Genomic DNA, 16891 nt, shown 5'->3' on the forward strand with positions numbered 1-16891 from the left:
TGGGCAGGACGCTCAAAATAATCCACGCCACGCCGATGACACGCGCGGATAAGACCCACGTTTCTTTACTTAACCCCTAAAACACCACGTTTAGTTCCTATAGGCCCAATGCCGCCGTTTTCGGCATGAAAAAAGGGATTCATGGCGAACCATGAATCCCTGTCTTGCGGAGTGAGGGGGATTCGAACCCCCGAGCCGCTCAAAGCAGCTAACACCTTAGCAGGGTGCCCCTTTCGGCCACTCAGGCATCACTCCACATTGTGCAATAAGCACAACAGCATGCAACTATACACCATCGCGCGGATGTGACCCGCCGAAATCGGAAAACGGGCAAAGAAAAAACTCCGACCCCGCTTCATGCTCATGCGATGACGCATGTAGGCGGAGCCGGAGGTACGCCATTGTCCGTCCGTCTCCGCGGTCAAGTCTAATCCAACCGTTTTCGCGACACCCACACACACCGCACATCAAAACGAGCAATATCTCACAATAACTTCACGTGGGGCGGGGTGCGACGTGGGAGCGGCGTGTGCGTGGAAACGGATGGGTGAGCCATGGAGACCATATCCGGTGGAGGGGCCGGCAGAGGCGCATGAGCCGGGTCGTGTGGAGGGGACGTGAGCGGCCTGGACGGATCAGGCCGGAGCCGTCTGTTTGAGTTCGGTGCAGGAGGGATTGTGAGCGGCCTGGACGGGTACGCCACCCCCCGGATGGGCTCCTCCATCGCGGAGGATGCGGCACGGTTCTGGATATTGAGGCGCGAACCCCGTACGGGGGCACCGGGCGATACGCTCGTGATACGAGAGTCGCAGAAGATGCGGGAAACGCAGGGAGCCACGACGGCCGCGGAGAGGGCGGCCGGTCGGGGAAGGCGGGAGAAGGATGAACCATATCAACGGACATGGGCGTCACGCGCCGTTGCAGGAAAAGCCGTCCAGGGCCGTGATCGCCGCGGCCGTCGCGTTGGTCGCATTGCTGGCCGTCGTGCTCGGCGTGGGCGCGTGGGCGGTCTCCACGGGCAGGCTCGGTTTCGGCGCGGGCCCGGTCGGCGGCGCCTCCGTCTCGAACACGGCATCGGGCTCCGCGCTCGACAAGGCGGAGACCGCCCCCAAGCCGGCCGCCGAACATCACGGCAACTCCCCGGACTGCCCGGACACGGACTGCATCTCGATGCTCGTCAACGGCGACCTGCTGTTCCATGAGGGCCTGTGGGAGCATTTCGCCGGACCGAACACGTCCGCCACCGACGGCACCGCGTTCGACTTCGACCCGTTGTTCGAACCGATGAGGAAGTACATCCAGGCCTCCGACATCTCCGTATGCGAGTTCGAGACGCCGATCGCCCCGCGCGGCGGCCCCTACTCGGCCTATCCGATCTTCAACATCCCGCCCGAGGTGGCGGACGCCGCCAAGCACGTGGGATACAACGCGTGCACGCATGCCACGAACCATTCGTGGGACCAGGGCGCCGACGGCATCGCCCGCCTGTGGGACACGCTCGAATCGGAGGGCATCGCGCAGACCGGCTCGTACAAGACCGAAGCGGATTCCGTCAAGCCCCTCGTCATCGACTCGCCGACCGGCGGCGGCAAGCTGGGCCTCGTCACCGGCACCGTGTCGCTCAACGGCATGAGCGCCGACCAGGACTGGCAGGTGGACCGTCTACGCGAGGACGGCGACCCGCACCATGATTCCGACATCCAGCGCGCGGTCGACAAGGCGAACAAGGCGCGCGAGCAGGGCGCCGACGTGGTCGCCATCTCCATGCATTCGGTGCAGGAGTATCTCGACGACGCCGACTCGTGGCAGGTGTCCGAGGCGCACGAGCTCGCCGACACGGGCGCGTTCGACGTGATCTACGGCGCCGGATGCCATTGCGTGCAGCCCATCGAGCACTACAACAACACGTGGATCATCTACGGCACCGGCAACGCGGTCACCGTCACCTCGTACATCCCCGGCAACGAGGTGAACAACCAGGGCATGACGGCGCGCATCCAGTTCGCCGGCAAAAAGGGCGTCAAAGGATCGTGGCGCGTGAACCGCATCGACTGGCTGCCTACCGCGAACATGCGCCAGGGCCAGTACGTGTGGTGCCCGATCTCCTCCGACCATCCGGACGGCACCTGCTGGAACGACGCGGAGGACGCCAAACAGCGCCAGCGCATCTCGGACGTCATCTACAAGATGGGCGCCGACCCGAACGTCGTGCGCGAATGGAACATCACCGCCGAGCAACAGGCGAAGCAGGCGCAACAAACGGGGCAGGCGGACCAGGACAAGTAGACCCGGTGGGAACCCCGGCGACCCGGCCGCAACGTCCCCGGCACACTCCCGGCGGTAAGGTGAAGCCATGACCGAGACCGAGAAGACCGAGACTCCGGGCACCGGGCCCGAAACCCACCCCGGGAACGCAACCCCAAACGCCCCGAACACCCCGGACGCCCTCCACGACGCCGCCCACCCCGTCATCGCCGACACGCAGCCCGACCGCCCCGACCTGCCGCTGGTCGTCATGCCCGCCGTGCTCGACTCGATGGTCGCGCCGCTCACCGCGCGGTTCGACATGCTGCGCGACGTGGCCCGCGTGCGCCTGTACGGCGATTTCACGGAGGACGAGGACCTCATCGCCGCCCGCTGCGCCGACGCGGACGTCATGCTCAACGGCGGGCCGCACCTGTCCGACCGGCTGCTGCGCCGCCTGTGCGGCGGCGTGCGCGGCGGCGAGGGCGGCCACGTGCGCTGCATCGTCTTCTCCGGCACCGGCGTGGCCAGCTACATCAACCTGGCCCTGGCGCGCGAGCTCGGCGTGCGCGTGTGCAACGCCGTGCACTACGGCGACGCGGCCGTGGCCGAACACACCTTCGCGCTCATCTTCGAACTGCTGCGCCACGCCGGCGCGTTGGACGCGGGCATCAAGGCGGGCGGATGGTCGGGCGCGCTCGCCGACGGCCGCCAGCTCTCCGGCCGTCGTCTCGGCATCATCGGCCTTGGCGGCATCGGCGCCACCGTGGCGCGCATCGCCCGCGCGTTCGGCATGGAGGTGTCCGCGTGGCGTTCCGGTCACACGCCGGAAAGCCGGTTCGCCGAATCGGGCGTCACGCCCGTCGACGACCTGAACGCGCTCATCGACGGCTCCGACGTCGTCTCCGTGCATCTGCCGCTCATCGACGGCGCCACGCGCGGCCTCATCACCGCCGACAACCTCGCGCACCTGAAGCCCGGCACGCTGTTCGTCAACACGGCGCGCGCGGAGGTCATCGCCCCCGGCGCGCTCCTCGCGAGGCTGGAACGCGGCGACGTGCCGGCCGCGCTCGACGTGTTCGACCGCGAACCGCTGCCGGCGGACGATCCGTTGCGCCGTCTGCCCGGCGTCGTCCTGACGCCGCACGTCGGCTGGCGCACCGACGGCGCGTTCGTCGACCTGACGCGTCAGATGGTCGAGGCGACGCGCGCGTTCCTCACCGGCGGCGAGATGAACGTCGTCGTCTCCGAGCACGACGCGGAGACCTGATGCGCACGATCCTCGATCCGGTCGACCGGCCCGCGCATGACGCGTTCGTCGAGAAGAAATCCGAGTTCATCGGCGACGCCGCGCACGTGGATTCGCTCGATGAGGCGCTCGCCTTCGTCGAAACGATCCGCGACCTGCACCCGAAATCGCGCCACGTCGCCTACGCGGCGGTGTGCGGCGGCGCCGACGGGCGCGTCGCCGAGCGCATGAGCGACGACGGCGAGCCGTCCGGCACCGCCGGCAAGCCGATCCTCGACGTGATCCGCGCGAACGACCTCACCGACTGCGTCGTGGCCGTGACCCGCTATTTCGGCGGCATCCTGCTCGGTTCGGGCGGGCTCATCCGCGCGTATTCGACCGGCGCGTCCATCGCCGTCAAGGCGGCCCGGCAGGCGGCCATCGTGCCGTGCCGGCGGTATCTCGTCGCGTTGCAGTACCCGCAGCTCAAGCGTTTCGGGCAGATCCTCGCCTCGCTGGACGGCATGCAGTCCGACGAGACGTACGCGGCGGACGTCACGCTCGTCGCGTCGCTGCCGGCCGACGCCGCCGCGCGCTTCGAGGACCTCGTGCGCGAGACGTTCAACGCGACCGTCACGCCGGAGCCGATCGACATGGTGAACCGGGCCGTCGCCCTCGGCTGAGGCGCGTCTCGGCTAAGCTGGGGCGCATGACCGACTTCGAACCGCTGACCGTCACCTACGAGCATCTGCGCCATTCCACCGATTCCGCCGAACTGTCCGAGTTCGCGCGCCGCGACCTGCCCGACCGTGCCGACCAGGCCGCGTTCTCCCGCGCCACCGCACTGCTCGAGGCGGTGGGCGGCAATCCGAACACCCCGGTGGAGGACCGCGTGTTCCTCGCCGAGACGATGCCGTTCCCGAACGTGCTGGTCAAGCTGGCGGCGGACCCGGAGCCCGCGGTGCGCAAGGCGGTGGCCGGCAACGCGAGCGACAAGAACTGGCTGGTGGGCCGGCTGACCAAGGACCCGGTCGCCGAGGTGCGCGACACGGCGCTGCGCAACAAGAAGACCTCGTGGAAGATGCGCCTCGAGGGCGCGCAGAACCCGGAGGTGGACGCGGCCACGCTCGCGTTCCTCGCCACGCTGGGCACCGAGCTCGAGCCGGACGCCCCCGCCGTGCTCTCGTCGATGGTGCGCCGCGCGGTGGCGCTCAACCCGAACGTCACCCCGGAGACGTTGGAATCATTGGCCGCGGACCCCTCCGAGGAGGTGCGTCACGCGGTGGCCAGGAGGAGGGCCTCGCAGGTGGCCAACGGCTGAACGGGAGGTGAAGTGTACGACACCTTGCGTGGATGACCGTGGCGTCGGCGTTTTCTCCACATCAGCGTTACACTGGGAACCATGACTGAGAGAACGGAAAGTGATGAGCGTCTTGCCCGTCCGCTGATCCAGTTGGCCAAATTGGTCGGCATCGGAACCAGTTACGTCGGGATGAGCGACGACTACCACGAGATCGACGATGATGTCCTGGTGGCCGTGCTCGCCGCGCTCGGCGTCGACGCCTCGAACGACGAGGCGATCGCGCGATCGACCAAGCAGATCAAGGATTCCCGGCGCAGCCGCCTGGTCGCCCCGACCGTGTTGCACACGGTCGGCGAGGAGACCCGCGTGCTGGTCAACAACGGCGTGTTCGAACTGCCCTCCGCGCGCATCACGCTGGAGAACGGCGAGGACTATGGCAAGCCTCTGGCGTTCGGCGCGGGCGACGGCGCCAAGGCCTACGTGCTCAACGACAAGTTCATCACCACCTCCGCGATCGTCATCCCGGCGGACCTGCCCGCCGGCTACCATACGCTGCACGTCGAGGTCGGCGGCCGCAGGCAGGACGCCACGCTGATCAGCGCGCCCTCCCGCGTCGAGCTGCTCGACGAGATGAAGGACGGCCACCTGTGGGGCTGGATGGCGCAGCTGTACTCCATCCGCTCCGCCGACTCGTGGGGCGTGGGCGACTTCCAGGATCTCGCCGACCTGCTCAGGGACGCGAAGGCCCATACGGGCAGCGACTTCGCGCTCATCAACCCGGTGCACGCCGCCGAGCCGGTCTCGCCGCTCACCCCGTCGCCGTACCTGCCGATCTCGCGCGGACTGCTGAACTTCACCTACATCCGGCCCGAATCCATCGAGGAGTACAACCTGCTCGGCAAGGAGAGCCTCGAGCAGGTGCAGCAGCTGCACGCCTCGGTCGAACCGCTCAACGGCGACGCGCAGCTCATCGACCGCGACGGCATGTGGCGCGCCAAGATGCACGCGCTGTGGATCATCTTCAAGCTGGGCCGCTCCCCGGAACGCCAGCAGGCGTTCTCCGACTTCTGCGCCAAGGCCGGCGACGACCTCGAGGGCTACGCCACCTGGTGCCTGTGCTACGACAAGTGGGGCGCGCCGAGCATGGACCCGGAGAACTGGGAACGCAAGTTCACCAAGGACTCGCCCGAGGTGCAGGGACTCAAGCAGCAGTTCCCGGACACGCTGAACTTCTACCGCTGGCTCGAATGGATCGCCACCGAGCAGCTCGACCGCGCGCAGGCGCAGGCCCGCGAGGCCGGCATGCGCATCGGCGTCATGGCCGACATGGCCGTGGGCGTGCATGCGCTCGGCTCCGAGGTGTGGTGGCATCCGGAGAACTTCGCCAAGGGCGCGACCGTCGGCGCCCCGCCGGACATGTTCAACCAGCAGGGCCAGGACTGGAGCCAGCCGCCGCTCAACCCGATCGCGCTGGAGAACACCGGCTACGCCCCCTACCGCAACCTCGTGCACAACATGTTCGCGCACGCGGGCGCGGTGCGCATCGACCACATCCTGGGCCTGTTCCGCCTGTGGTGGGTGCCCGCCGGCCGCAAGCCGCTGGACGGCGCGTACGTGCACTACGATTCCGAGATCATGCTGGGCATCCTCGCGCTCGAGGCGTCCCGTGCGGACGGCGTGGTCGTCGGCGAGGACCTCGGCGTCGTGCCGGCCTACGTGGCCGACTCCCTGTCCAAGCACGGACTGCTCGGCTGCGCGGTCGAATGGTTCGAGCAGCGCGACGGCAAGTTCCGCGCCCCCGCCGACTGGCGTCCCTACGCGCTCGCCTCGGTGAACACCCACGACCTGCCGCCGGCGGCCGGCTACCTCGAGCTGGAGCACGTCGAGCTGCGCGAGCGCCTCGGCCTGCTGGCCGGTCCCAAGGAGGAGTTCGAGCGTTCCGCCATGGCCGAGCAGGACGCCATGCTCGAGATGCTCGTGCGCAACGGCTACCTCGACGCCGACTTCGCCGAGCACCGCAAGGAGCATGAGCAGGACATCATCGAGGCCCAGTACCGCGCGCTCAAGGGCTCGCCGTGCAAGCTGCTCGCCGCCTCCGTCACCGACGCGGTGGGGGAGAGGCGCGCGCAGAACCAGCCGGGCACCAACAACGAGTACCCGAACTGGCGCATCCCGCTCGGCGACGGCGACGGCAACGTCGTGCCGGTCGAGGGCCTGTTCGAACGCGAGTCCGTGCAGCGCATCGCGAAGATCATGAACGACTGACGGCGGGCGGCCGGTACCTGCCGCCGCCGGCTGCCGGCCCGAACCGATCGTCTCCGGAGCCCCTCCTCGCGAGGGGCTCCTCGCGTATCCCCGCGCATGTCGCGGGGCCGGCCCGGGCTGCCCCCGGCACCGCCCCGGTGCTGCGACACGCCCGGGGCAATGTCAGGCCCGGCGATATACTAGTGGATTGTTGTGTTTCCCTAAGGGGTCCTTCAAAGCGCTTTCCCACTCGCCACCGAGGACTTTCAGGGAGCCCACGGATAAAGAGGTCGAGGCCTCTCGGGCCGCGCGCCCCAACCAAGCGCACGCCGAGCAGCCGAAACCCGGAACACAATAGTGAAAAGGTAGAACAGTGAAGACTTTCACCCCGAAGCCAGCTGATCTGACTCATGACTGGTACATCGTCGATGCCACTGACGTGGTGCTTGGTCGTCTCGCCTCCCAGGTTGCGACCCTGCTGCGCGGCAAGAACAAGCCGACCTACGCGCCCCACGCCGATTCCGGCAACTTCGTTATCGTGATCAACGCCGACAAGATCGCGCTGACCGGTAACAAGATGGGCAAGGAACTGTACACGCACTCCGGTCGCCCCGGCGGCCTGCGTCGCGACAAGTACGCCGAGCTGCTCAAGCACAACCCGGAGCGCATCATCACCACCGCCGTCAAGGGCATGCTGCCGAAGAACCGTCTTGCCAAGGTGCAGCTCGGTCGTCTGCGCGTGTTCGCCGGCGAGGCCCACCCGCACACCGCCCAGAAGCCGCAGGTCTTCGAGATCCAGCAGGTTTCTCAGCAGGCTAAGTGAACCGAAGGGAGATAGAGAACATGGCTGAAAACACCAACAACTCCGCGGTTCAGGAAACCGAAGAGGAGCTCACCAGCTACACCACCGAGACCAACGCCGGCGCCGGCACCGGCACCTCCGCGATCGAACCGGGCTACGGCACCGGTCGCCGCAAGGAGGCCGTCGCCCGCGTCCGCCTGATCCCGGGCTCCGGCAAGTGGACCATCAACGGCCGCACCTTGGAGGAGTACTTCCCCTCCAAGCTGCTGCAGCGTGAGGTCAACTCCCCGATCGTGCTCCTCAAGCTCGAGGGCAAGTTCGACGTCGTCGTCCTCGTCGACGGTGGCGGCACCACCGGCCAGGCCGGCGCCATCCGCCTCGGCGTGGCCCGTGCGCTGAACGCCATCGATCGCGACGCCAACCGTGCCGCCCTGAAGAAGGCCGGCATGCTGACCCGTGACGCCCGCGTCGTCGAGCGCAAGAAGGCCGGTCTGCACAAGGCCCGCCGCGCCCCGCAGTTCTCCAAGCGTTGATTTCGCTTGGGCGTGCTGCCCATATGCGCAGGAACCCCGTCACCGTTCGTTCGGTGGCGGGGTTCCGTCGTATTCGGGGATTGCTGCGTATTCGGGGAGTCGCCGCGGGCCCGAGCCGGCTCGGTGCCGGCTCGGAGGGGTCAGCCGAGCTGTTTCATCAGCGAGATGCTGAACGCCGGGAACGTCCACACGTTCATATCGGGTTCGGCATCCGTCGCCGCGCCGGTCGCGTCGGGCGCCGTCTGCGACGGGTCCGATGAGGCGGGCGGCTGCGACTGCATCTGCTGCTGGGGCGTGCGCTGCGTATTGCGTGCGTGCGCGCGGTACGCGGCGATGTTGGCGCCCGCCGAGAAGGCGTCGTCGTCCTCGCCGGACATGGCATGCGTCGCGGCGGCGGCCTGTTTCGCCTGTCGCGCCTGCTCGCGTTCCGCCTTGGCCGCGGCTTCGGCGTGCGCGATGGCGCGCATGTCCGCGTCGAGCGCGTCGCTGAGCTGACGCGCCGTCGCGCCGTCGGCGCCGTCCTGCATGCGCTCCACCAGGGTGTGGATCTCGCTGTTCTCGGGCACGCTGTACGTCCATACGGTCGGCTGCCCCTCCAGCTGCAGGTCGGCGACCTTCATGCCGCGGCCGGGCATGTGGCCGGTGCTTTCCGCCGAGCACCAGGCCGGCGTCCATTCGTTGTCGGAGGGCAGACGGAACTGCTTGTCCTCCGGCACGCCGTTGATCACGATGAGGATATCGGTCTCGCTGGCGTCGAGCAGCTGCATCGCGAAGCTGCGCTGCCCCAGGTCGAACCAGTCGCGTTCCATCGGCGTGGTGCCGTTCGGCAGGAACCATTGAATGCGGCTCGACGGCTTGAGCAGGCCCAGCTGCGTGAGTCGGGTGAAGAAGCCCTCCTGATGGTAGAGATCGAGCGACTTGCGCAGCGCCACCAGCTTCGAGACCGTCTCGAGGCGGTGCATGTGCCAGCTTTTCTTCGGCTGGTACAGCCAATCCCATTTCAGGTAGCTGATCGGGCTGTCCTGGCAGTAGGCGTTGTTGTTGCCGTCCTGCGAGTTGCCGAACTCGTCGCCGGCGAGCATCATCGGCGTGCCGAGGCTCAGCAGCAGCGTGCCGAGCATGTTCATCGCCGCGCGTTCGCGCCGCGCCACGATCGTCACGTCGTCGGTCTCGCCCTCCGTGCCGAAGTTCACGGAATTGTTGACGTTCGATCCGTCGTTGTTGTTCTCGCCGTTCGCCTCGTTGTGCTTGTTGGCGTAACGGGTGAGGTCGGTGAGCGTGAACCCGTCGTGGCAGGCGACGAAGTTGATGGACGAGGCGGCGCCGCGGCCCGGATCGGTGGCGAACAGGTCCGCCGAACCGCACAGTCGCGTGGCCATCTCCTGCATGCCGATGCGGCCCACTCGTCCGCCGCTTTCCACGTCGGTGAGCCAGAACTGGCGCGTGGTGTCGCGGAAGCGGTCGTTCCATTCGGCGAACGGCACCGAGAACTGGCCGGTGCGCCAGCCCAGATTGCCCAGATCCCACGGCTCCATGGTGAGTTTGAGGTTACCGAGCAGCAGGTCGGATCGCAGCGCGTACAGGAACGGGTGATGCTGCGTGAATTCGCCGTTGAGGCGGGCGAGCGAGACGCCCAGGTCGAAGCGGAACCCGTCGATGCCGATGCGCTTCGCCCAGTAGCGCAGCGAGTCGATCGCGAAGGTGACGACGTGCGTGTTCGTGAAGTCGAAGGTGTTGCCGCAGCCGGTCGTGTCCTCGAGACGGCCGATGTTGTTCTTCTGGCGGCGGTAGGTGGAGATCGCGTCGAGGCCGCGCCAGCAGACGGTCGGGCCCTCCACGCCGCCTTCGCACGAATGGTTGTAGACCACGTCCATGATGACCTCGAACCCGGCCTCGTGCAGGGCGCGCACCATGTCGATGACCTCGTTGCGCACCGCCTCCGCGCCCCGCTCCTGTGCGGATTTCGTGGCGTATGAGGGTTCGGGGGCGAAGTAGCCGAGCGTGTTGTAGCCCCAGTAGTTGGGCCGCTCGCGTTCCTGGAGGAACACCTCCGGCTGCTTCGCCTGGATGGGCAGCAGTTCGATGGAGGTGACGCCGAGCCCCTGCAGGTAGGCGACCGTGGTCGGGTGCGCGAGGCCCGCGTACGTGCCGCGCAGCTCCTCGGGCAGCCACGGCGCCTGCGCGGTGAAGCCCTTGACGTGCAGCTCGTAGATGACGGTCTTGCTCCATGGGATGTGCGGGTGGTCCGGGTCGGCGTCGTGCTTGGTTTTGTCGCGGTCGTCGATGGCCACGGAGAGCGGCATGTGCCCGAGCGAGTCGACGGTGCTCATGTTGCCGAACGCCGAGCCCATGACGCGGTTGTCCTTCACCTCGCATTCGTAGGAGAAAGCCGCGGGGGAGAGCTCCATCTTCCCGTCGATGCCCTTCGCGTACGGGTCGAGCAGCAGCTTGTACGGGTTGAAGCGCACGCCGCGGCGCGGATCCCATGCGCCGTCGACGCGGAAGCCGTAGCGCATGCCGCTCCACGCCTTCGGGATGTGCACGTACCACAGGCCGTAGTTCGGGCCGTGCATGCGGAACAGCGTCTCGCGCACGTACTGGTCCTCGATGATGCGCATGCAGACGGGGAACTCCCGGATCTGGTCGACGAACGGCACGTTGGGTACGGGGAACAGGCGGATGGCGTCCTGGTAGAACGCGGTGGGATCGTCGAGTGATTCGATGACGCTCAACCACACCTGATCGGCGGTTTCGGAACGGACGACGACGTCCGCGCCGCCGTCCTCGGTGAAGTAGAAGCCGGGGCGGGTGGCGTAGCGATGCAATGGCGGGTTTCTCATACACCCATTGTAGACGTGTGGGGTTTTGCTGCTTTCCCGGGGGATTCCTGGGGCGATGCGGTCGGTGTGGTCCATGTTCGCGTTCCGGCATGGTGCGTTCCGGCATGGTGCGTTCCGGCATGGTGCGTCCCGACACGCCGATGCTATTTGGTTTTAGAAAACGAATTTGCAAAACAAAAAAGAAAAAGCTATAGTGTGATTCAACACCTCGCAGGGAACGCGGGATGAACGAACTTCAACACCGTCGGCGACGACGGAAGAAACAACGGCAACAACCAAGGCCTTCGCAGTCGAAGGCCGCATCGAAAGGAACCATCATGAAGGCACTCGTGCTCACCGGCGTCAAGCAGTTCGAGATCCAGGACCTGCCCACCCCCGAGATCGCGCCGAACGAGGTGCTCATCAACACCGCCTACGCCGGCGTGTGCGGCACCGACCACGACCTGTACGCCGGACGCCCCGGCTCCGCCGCGGCCGTCCCGCCGATCGTCCTTGGACACGAGAACTCCGGCGTCGTCGAGGCCATCGGCTCCGAGGTCACCAACGTCAAGCCCGGCGACCGCGTCGCCGTCGACCCGAACATCTACTGCGGCCAGTGCGAGTTCTGCCTCACCCAGCGCCCGGAGCTGTGCGACCACCTGTCCGCCGTCGGCGTGACCCGTGACGGCGGTCTCGCCGAGCAGTTCACCGCGCCGGCCACCGTCGTCTACAAGCTGCCGGACAACGTCTCCCTCAAGGACGCCGCCGCCATCGAGCCGATCTCCTGCGCCGTGCACGGCGTCGACCTCCTCAAGCTCAAACCGTATCAGAAGGCCCTCGTCATCGGCGACGGCTTCATGGGCCAGCTCTTCGCCCAGATCGTGCAGGCCTACGGCGTGCACCAGGTCGACCTCGCCGGCATCTTCGACGAGAAGCTCAAGCGCAACCAGGAGCTGTTCGGCGTGAAGAACATCTACAACACCACCCGCGAATCCATTCCGGAGGGCGCCTACGACGTGATCATCGAGGCCGTCGGCCTGCCGCAGACCCAGGCCCAGGCCGTCGCCGCCGCCAACAAGGGCGCCCAGGTGCTCATGTTTGGCGTCGGCCCGCAGGAGGCCCACTTCGAGATGAACACCTACGACATCTACAAGAAGCAGCTGACCATCCAGGGCTCCTTCATCAACCCGCTCACCTTCAAGGACGCCATCAGCCTGCTCGAATCCGGCAAGATGAACGTCGCCCCGCTCATCAGCCACGAGCTCGAGCTCGAGCAGGTCCAGGACTTCCTCGACGGCAAGATCACCGGCGTCTCCAAGGCCGTCGTCAAGCTCGCCCACTGATCCCGAACCCGGCTCCATTCCAAGACCCGGCCGCCGGTTTTCCCCTTTTCCCCGGCGGCCGTCGCTCTTTTCTTTCCGCCTCGCCGTCCGATCGCCGTGCCATCATCGTGAGGCGGCCTCCCATCCGACAACGACGTTATGTAGGGATTGATCCATGATTCGCTTCTTCGAAAAGTTCGGCATCCCCCGCGTGCTGCTCCTCGGCTTCCTCGCCGTGGCCATCTTCATGACGGGCGACGGCTTCGAGCTCACCTTCCTGTCCAAATACATGGTCGACCAGGGATTCACCGCCGCGCAGGCGTCCGGCCTGGTCACCGTCTACGGCCTGTTCGCCGCGCTCGGCGGCTGGACCGCCGGCGTGCTCGCCGAGATGTTCGGCGCCCGCCGCGTCATGATGTTCGGCGCCTGCTGGTGGATCGGCGTCCATCTGGTCTTCCTCGCCCTCGCCTTGCCCAGCGGCGTCTACCCGTTCATCCTCGCCGTCTACGCGGTGCGCGGCATCGGCTATCCGCTGTTCATCTATTCGTTCGTCGTGCTCATGGCGCAGTACATCACCCCCGCGCGCCTCGCCTCCGCCACCGGCTTCTTCTGGACCTGCTTCTCGCTGGGCATCGGCGTGTTCGGCGCCTACCTGCCGAGCTTCATCATGCCGCACTTCGGCGAATACCGGACCTTCTGGTTCGCGCTGCCGTTCTCGGTCGTCGGCACGATCATGTGCTTCCTGTTCGTGCCGAAGAACAAGGTCGTCAAGGGCGAGGGGCTGAGCACCAAGGAGAAGCTCAAGGAGCTCACCGACGGCGCCACCATCCTGGTCACCAACCGCAAGATCGCCGTGTGCGCCGTCATCCGCATCATCAACAACCTGCTGCTCTACGGCTTCCCGGTCATCATGCCGCTCTACCTGTGCACCACGAAATACGGCGGCATCAACATCTTCCGCACCGAGGAATGGATGCGCATCTGGGGCTTCGTGTTCGTCGTCACCCTGATCTTCAACACCTTCTGGGGCTGGTTCATGGACCGCTTCGGCTGGGTGTGGCCGATGCGCTGGTTCGGCTGCGGCGTGCTCGCCGTCGGATCCGTCGCCTTCTACTACATTCCCCGGTGGTTCGGCGCGAACGCGGCCATGATGATCGTCGCCTCCATCATCGTCGGCATCGGCACCTGCGCGTTCTCCTGCCTGCCGACCATCATGACGCTCGAGGCCCCCGGCAAGCAGGGCGCGGCCCTGTCCGCCTACAACCTGGCCGCCGGCCTCACCACGTTCGTCGGCCCCGGCATCGCCACGGTCCTGCTGCCGTCGATCGGCATCGAAGGCATCTGCTGGACGTACGCCGCGCTGTATGTGGTGGCGCTGCTGCTCACCTGCACCCTGCACCCGAAGCAGCCCGGCTTCGACGAGAAAGGCCACCGCATCAAGGAGACGAAGCCGGAATCCGCCGAAACGGCGGCCGGGAACGCCGTCGCGTCCCATCCGATCGAGGTGACCGTGGCCGCGCAGGCCGCCGCCGTGGCCTGAACGCGTCTCCCATCCCCTCATCGCCGGTTCCGGCGCCATTTCGGAAAACGATGACAAAACACCATCATCCGACGATTCCCGCGGCGTGGCGTCGACCATGCCGTAGGAATCGCCGGGCTACCCTGAGACCGTCCGCGCAACCGCCGCGCCATATAGCCATATGTGAAGGAGCATTATCATGGCCGAGAAAATGACCGCATTCACCACCGATTTCCAGCATTCCGGCATGCCCGCCAAGGACTTGGACGAGACCATCGGGTTCTACACCGAGAAGCTCGGCTTCGAACTCGCCGGCCTGTTCCACAACGGCGGGAACCGCTGCGCGTTCCTGCGCTACGGGCATCTGACCATCGAGACCTGGGAGGGCGATCCCGCGCCGATGACCACCGGCGCCATCAACCACTGGGCGTTCGACACCCCGGACATCGAGGCCGCGTTCGCCAACGCGAAGGAGCTGGGCCTCAAGCTCAAGGACACCGAGATCCAGTCCATTCCGAGCTTCTGGGACAAGGGCATCCGATACTTCAACGTCTACGGCCCCAACGGCGAGACCATCGAATTCTGCCAGATCGTGAAGTAGTCTCCGTCATCCCCTCTTGACCAACCAACACGGCCGTCGGCCGGCGCATTGCAAGGTGCGCCGGCCCACGGCCGTGTTGTCGTGTATATGGTGATCGTCGGGCGTGTCGTCGCCGGATGCCTTGATGCGGGCGGGGTGATGCCGTTCCCGCCATCCCGGCTGAAACCCCCCGTTATCGGCTGTTTGCGGCGTCAAATACCCGTTCTGGGCCCATCGAAACGGGTATTTGACGCTGTAGAGTCCGGATTCCGGGTGTTTGGGCTGGGGGAATTGACGCGCGATCGACGCCGGCGGGGTTGTCGGGGCCGGTGGAGAGGTGGAATCAGGTCCGATGAATAGGGATGTCCGGTCTGGTGGATGATTGCCGGAGAATAATGTCTCTCGCGTGGTGCGTGATGGCGAATGGTGGGAGGGACTCCGTTGTCCGTGCTCCGCATCGCCGTCGGATGATGATCCGTGTTCAGCGCTTTTCGATGGCTTCGAACGCCTTGGTGGTGGCCTCGCTGTAGCCGGCCTGGGCGAGGGCGCTCACGCCGCTGGCCTCGAATCCGCGCATAACTGCCGCCATGAACTTCTTTCCGCTCATCATGATGATCTCCTTTCGTTGGTGCGCCTGTGGCGCATTCGGGCGGCGTCTCCGCCCGTCGGTTCCCAAGGGTAGACCTTGACGCCGACTTAAGTAAAGCCGCTTTATGGAAGATGGTTTCCATGGGGATGGGAAGCGTCGGCGGACGAATGGCGTTCTTTCGGATCGGCGTTCCGGATCGGCGTTTCCGGATCCGCCTTCCGGGCATGCGTCCCGTGCATCGGACTCCATGCGCACCGCGTGCAAAAAAGTATCAATTACTGCGCATGCGTGCGGGGAAAACCCGCTGTTTCTGGCCGGACACTTGTATTAACGCTTCAACGAGGGGCGGCAACAGGACAACGAGGTTTTGACAAGGAGACGACCATGGCCAAAGGGCTGACGAGAATGCTGATACCGGGATTCCTGGCGATCGCGGTGTTCATGACGGGAGACGGCTTCGAACTGACGTTCCTGTCCAAATACGTCGTGGATCAGGGGTTCAGCTCGGCCCAGGCGTCGCTGCTGTTCACCATGTACGGGCTGGTGGCGGCGCTCGCCGGCTGGTCGTCCGGCGTGCTCGCCGAGATGTTCGGGGCCAAGCGCATCATGCTCGTCGGCGCGGTCTCGTGGATCGCGCTGCATCTGGTGTTTATCGGCGTGGCGCTTCCCAGCCATATCTACCCGCTGATGCTGGTGTCGTACATGCTGCGCGGCATGGGCTATCCGCTGTTCATCTACAGCTTCGTGGTGCTGCTCGCGCAGACAGTCGACCCGGGCAGGCTCGCCTCGGCCATGGGCTGGTTCTGGACCTCGTATTCCTTCGGCATCGGCGTCTTCGGCGCGTATCTTCCCGCGTTCATCACCCCGATGATCGGCGAATACTATTCGCTGTGGATGTCGCTGCCGTTCTCGATCGTCGGAACCCTGATCTGCGTCATGCTCGTGCCCAACACCACGAACGCCGAACTCGAGTCCATGAGCACCGCCGACAAGCTGCGTGAGCTCTCCCGCGGCGTCACCATCCTCAAGGACAACCGTCAGATCGCCTTCGCGGCCGTGCTGCGCGTGATCTGCAACCTCACCCTCTACGGGTTCCCGGTCATCATGCCGCTCTATCTCGCCACCCACACCAATGGCGGCGGCGCGTGGTTCAAGGTCACCGAATGGTCCACGATCTGGGGTCTGCTCTTCGTCGTCACCGTGTTCGGCAACGTGTTCTGGGGGCGCATGGGCGACCGCTTCGGCTGGATGCGCCAGATGCGCTGGTGGGGCTGCTGGCTCTCCGCGCTCGGCACGCTCGCCATGTACTACGTGCCCCAGTTCTTCGGCCGCAACCTGCCGCTGATGTATCTGTGCGCCGTGGTGCTCGGCATGGGCATCTCCGCGTTCGTGCCCATGGGAGCGGTGTTCCCCGCGCTGGAGCCCGAGCACAAGGGCGCTGCGGTCTCCGCGCACAACCTCGCCTCCGGGCTCACCACCTTCTGCGGCCCGTTCATCGCCACGATGCTGCTGGAGACGGTCGGCTTCGCCGGCGTGTGCTGGGCGTACGCGATCTGCTACATCGCCGGCTCCGTCGTCTCCCTGGGCATCCGGCCGAAGCAGCCCGGATTCGACGAACGTGGACGACGTCTGGCTCCGGTCGGCCGACCGTCCGGCGGCGTCGCAGCCATGGAGGCCGCGACGGCCTGACCGGGCTGCCGTTCGCCGG

Annotated in this window: 13 protein-coding genes and 1 tRNA gene; 11 read left to right on the forward strand and 3 right to left on the reverse strand. The window is 66.3% G+C overall.

The window, feature by feature from the left end; translation table 11 throughout:
• Positions 1-167: 167 nt before the first annotated feature.
• Positions 168-255 (reverse strand) — tRNA-Ser (locus GFD21_RS04465).
• A gap of 627 nt (positions 256-882) precedes the next feature.
• Between GFD21_RS04465 and GFD21_RS04470 the strand changes: the two genes are divergently transcribed.
• The 7 genes from GFD21_RS04470 (at position 883) to rpsI (ending at position 8354) form a co-directional block, all read left to right on the forward strand.
• A complete protein-coding gene (locus tag GFD21_RS04470; protein WP_163196749.1) occupies positions 883-2286 on the forward strand; it encodes a CapA family protein in 1404 nt (467 codons plus the stop codon).
• Positions 2287-2515: 229 nt separating this feature from the next.
• Positions 2516-3514 (forward strand): NAD(P)-dependent oxidoreductase, encoded by a 999-nt coding sequence (locus GFD21_RS04475; RefSeq protein WP_225431692.1) that lies wholly within the window; start codon positions 2516-2518, stop codon positions 3512-3514.
• Entirely contained in the window at positions 3514-4155 is a 642-nt protein-coding gene (locus GFD21_RS04480; protein WP_163196751.1) for an IMPACT family protein, read from the forward strand. The genes GFD21_RS04475 and GFD21_RS04480 overlap by 1 nt, the downstream gene beginning before the upstream one ends.
• A complete protein-coding gene (locus tag GFD21_RS04485) occupies positions 4152-4793 on the forward strand; it encodes an AbrB family transcriptional regulator (RefSeq protein WP_404801556.1) in 642 nt (213 codons plus the stop codon). Before GFD21_RS04480 ends, GFD21_RS04485 begins: the two co-directional genes overlap by 4 nt.
• An 81-nt stretch (positions 4794-4874) precedes the next feature.
• The gene (malQ, locus tag GFD21_RS04490) at positions 4875-7040 is read left to right on the forward strand and encodes a 4-alpha-glucanotransferase (protein WP_163196753.1); all 2166 of its coding nucleotides are present in this window, start codon (positions 4875-4877) and stop codon (positions 7038-7040) included.
• 352 nt (positions 7041-7392) lie between these two features.
• A complete protein-coding gene (gene rplM, locus GFD21_RS04495) occupies positions 7393-7842 on the forward strand; it encodes a 50S ribosomal protein L13 (protein WP_163196754.1) in 450 nt (149 codons plus the stop codon).
• A 20-nt stretch (positions 7843-7862) separates the two neighbouring features.
• A complete protein-coding gene (gene rpsI / locus GFD21_RS04500) occupies positions 7863-8354 on the forward strand; it encodes a 30S ribosomal protein S9 (RefSeq protein ID WP_163196755.1) in 492 nt (163 codons plus the stop codon).
• Between the two features lie 140 nt (positions 8355-8494).
• On the opposite strand, the gene glgX is transcribed toward rpsI, so the two are convergent.
• Positions 8495-11194: a glycogen debranching protein GlgX gene (glgX, locus tag GFD21_RS04505; RefSeq protein WP_163196756.1), complete on the reverse strand. Its 2700-nt coding sequence runs from the start codon at positions 11192-11194 to the stop codon at positions 8495-8497.
• Positions 11195-11511: 317 nt separating this feature from the next.
• On the opposite strand from glgX, the gene GFD21_RS04510 reads away from it, so the two are divergent.
• From GFD21_RS04510 to GFD21_RS04520, 3 genes are all read left to right on the forward strand, one after another.
• A complete protein-coding gene (locus GFD21_RS04510; protein WP_163196757.1) occupies positions 11512-12516 on the forward strand; it encodes a zinc-dependent alcohol dehydrogenase family protein in 1005 nt (334 codons plus the stop codon).
• Positions 12517-12670: 154 nt separating this feature from the next.
• Positions 12671-14035, forward strand: a complete 1365-nt coding sequence (locus GFD21_RS04515) for an MFS transporter (RefSeq protein WP_163196758.1) — start codon at positions 12671-12673, stop codon at positions 14033-14035.
• A 178-nt stretch (positions 14036-14213) separates the two neighbouring features.
• A complete protein-coding gene (locus tag GFD21_RS04520) occupies positions 14214-14615 on the forward strand; it encodes a VOC family protein (RefSeq protein ID WP_163196759.1) in 402 nt (133 codons plus the stop codon).
• Positions 14616-15075: 460 nt separating this feature from the next.
• Here the strand turns inward: GFD21_RS04520 and GFD21_RS11255 are convergent, their stop codons facing one another.
• A complete protein-coding gene (locus GFD21_RS11255; RefSeq protein ID WP_263862643.1) occupies positions 15076-15204 on the reverse strand; it encodes a hypothetical protein in 129 nt (42 codons plus the stop codon).
• Between the two features lie 363 nt (positions 15205-15567).
• Here GFD21_RS11255 and GFD21_RS04525 point away from each other — a divergent pair, with 363 nt between their 5' ends.
• Positions 15568-16872: an MFS transporter gene (locus GFD21_RS04525; protein WP_163196760.1), complete on the forward strand. Its 1305-nt coding sequence runs from the start codon at positions 15568-15570 to the stop codon at positions 16870-16872.
• The last annotated feature ends 19 nt before the right edge of the window (positions 16873-16891 follow it).

The sequence above is a fragment of the Bifidobacterium platyrrhinorum genome (assembly GCF_010667645.1).
Taxonomy (GTDB): domain Bacteria; phylum Actinomycetota; class Actinomycetes; order Actinomycetales; family Bifidobacteriaceae; genus Bifidobacterium; species Bifidobacterium platyrrhinorum.

Coding starts and splice junctions, on each gene's coding strand:
- GFD21_RS04525 (WP_163196760.1), top strand. CDS start 15,568: ATGGCCAAAGGGCTGACGAGAATGCTGATACCGGGATTCCTGGCGATC.
- glgX (WP_163196756.1), bottom strand. CDS start 11,194: ATGAGAAACCCGCCATTGCATCGCTACGCCACCCGCCCCGGCTTCTAC.
- GFD21_RS04480 (WP_163196751.1), top strand. CDS start 3,514: ATGCGCACGATCCTCGATCCGGTCGACCGGCCCGCGCATGACGCGTTC.
- GFD21_RS04520 (WP_163196759.1), top strand. CDS start 14,214: ATGGCCGAGAAAATGACCGCATTCACCACCGATTTCCAGCATTCCGGC.
- rpsI (WP_163196755.1), top strand. CDS start 7,863: ATGGCTGAAAACACCAACAACTCCGCGGTTCAGGAAACCGAAGAGGAG.
- GFD21_RS04510 (WP_163196757.1), top strand. CDS start 11,512: ATGAAGGCACTCGTGCTCACCGGCGTCAAGCAGTTCGAGATCCAGGAC.
- GFD21_RS04515 (WP_163196758.1), top strand. CDS start 12,671: ATGATTCGCTTCTTCGAAAAGTTCGGCATCCCCCGCGTGCTGCTCCTC.
- GFD21_RS04470 (WP_163196749.1), top strand. CDS start 883: ATGAACCATATCAACGGACATGGGCGTCACGCGCCGTTGCAGGAAAAG.
- GFD21_RS04475 (WP_225431692.1), top strand. CDS start 2,516: ATGCCCGCCGTGCTCGACTCGATGGTCGCGCCGCTCACCGCGCGGTTC.
- GFD21_RS11255 (WP_263862643.1), bottom strand. CDS start 15,204: ATGATGAGCGGAAAGAAGTTCATGGCGGCAGTTATGCGCGGATTCGAG.
- malQ (WP_163196753.1), top strand. CDS start 4,875: ATGACTGAGAGAACGGAAAGTGATGAGCGTCTTGCCCGTCCGCTGATC.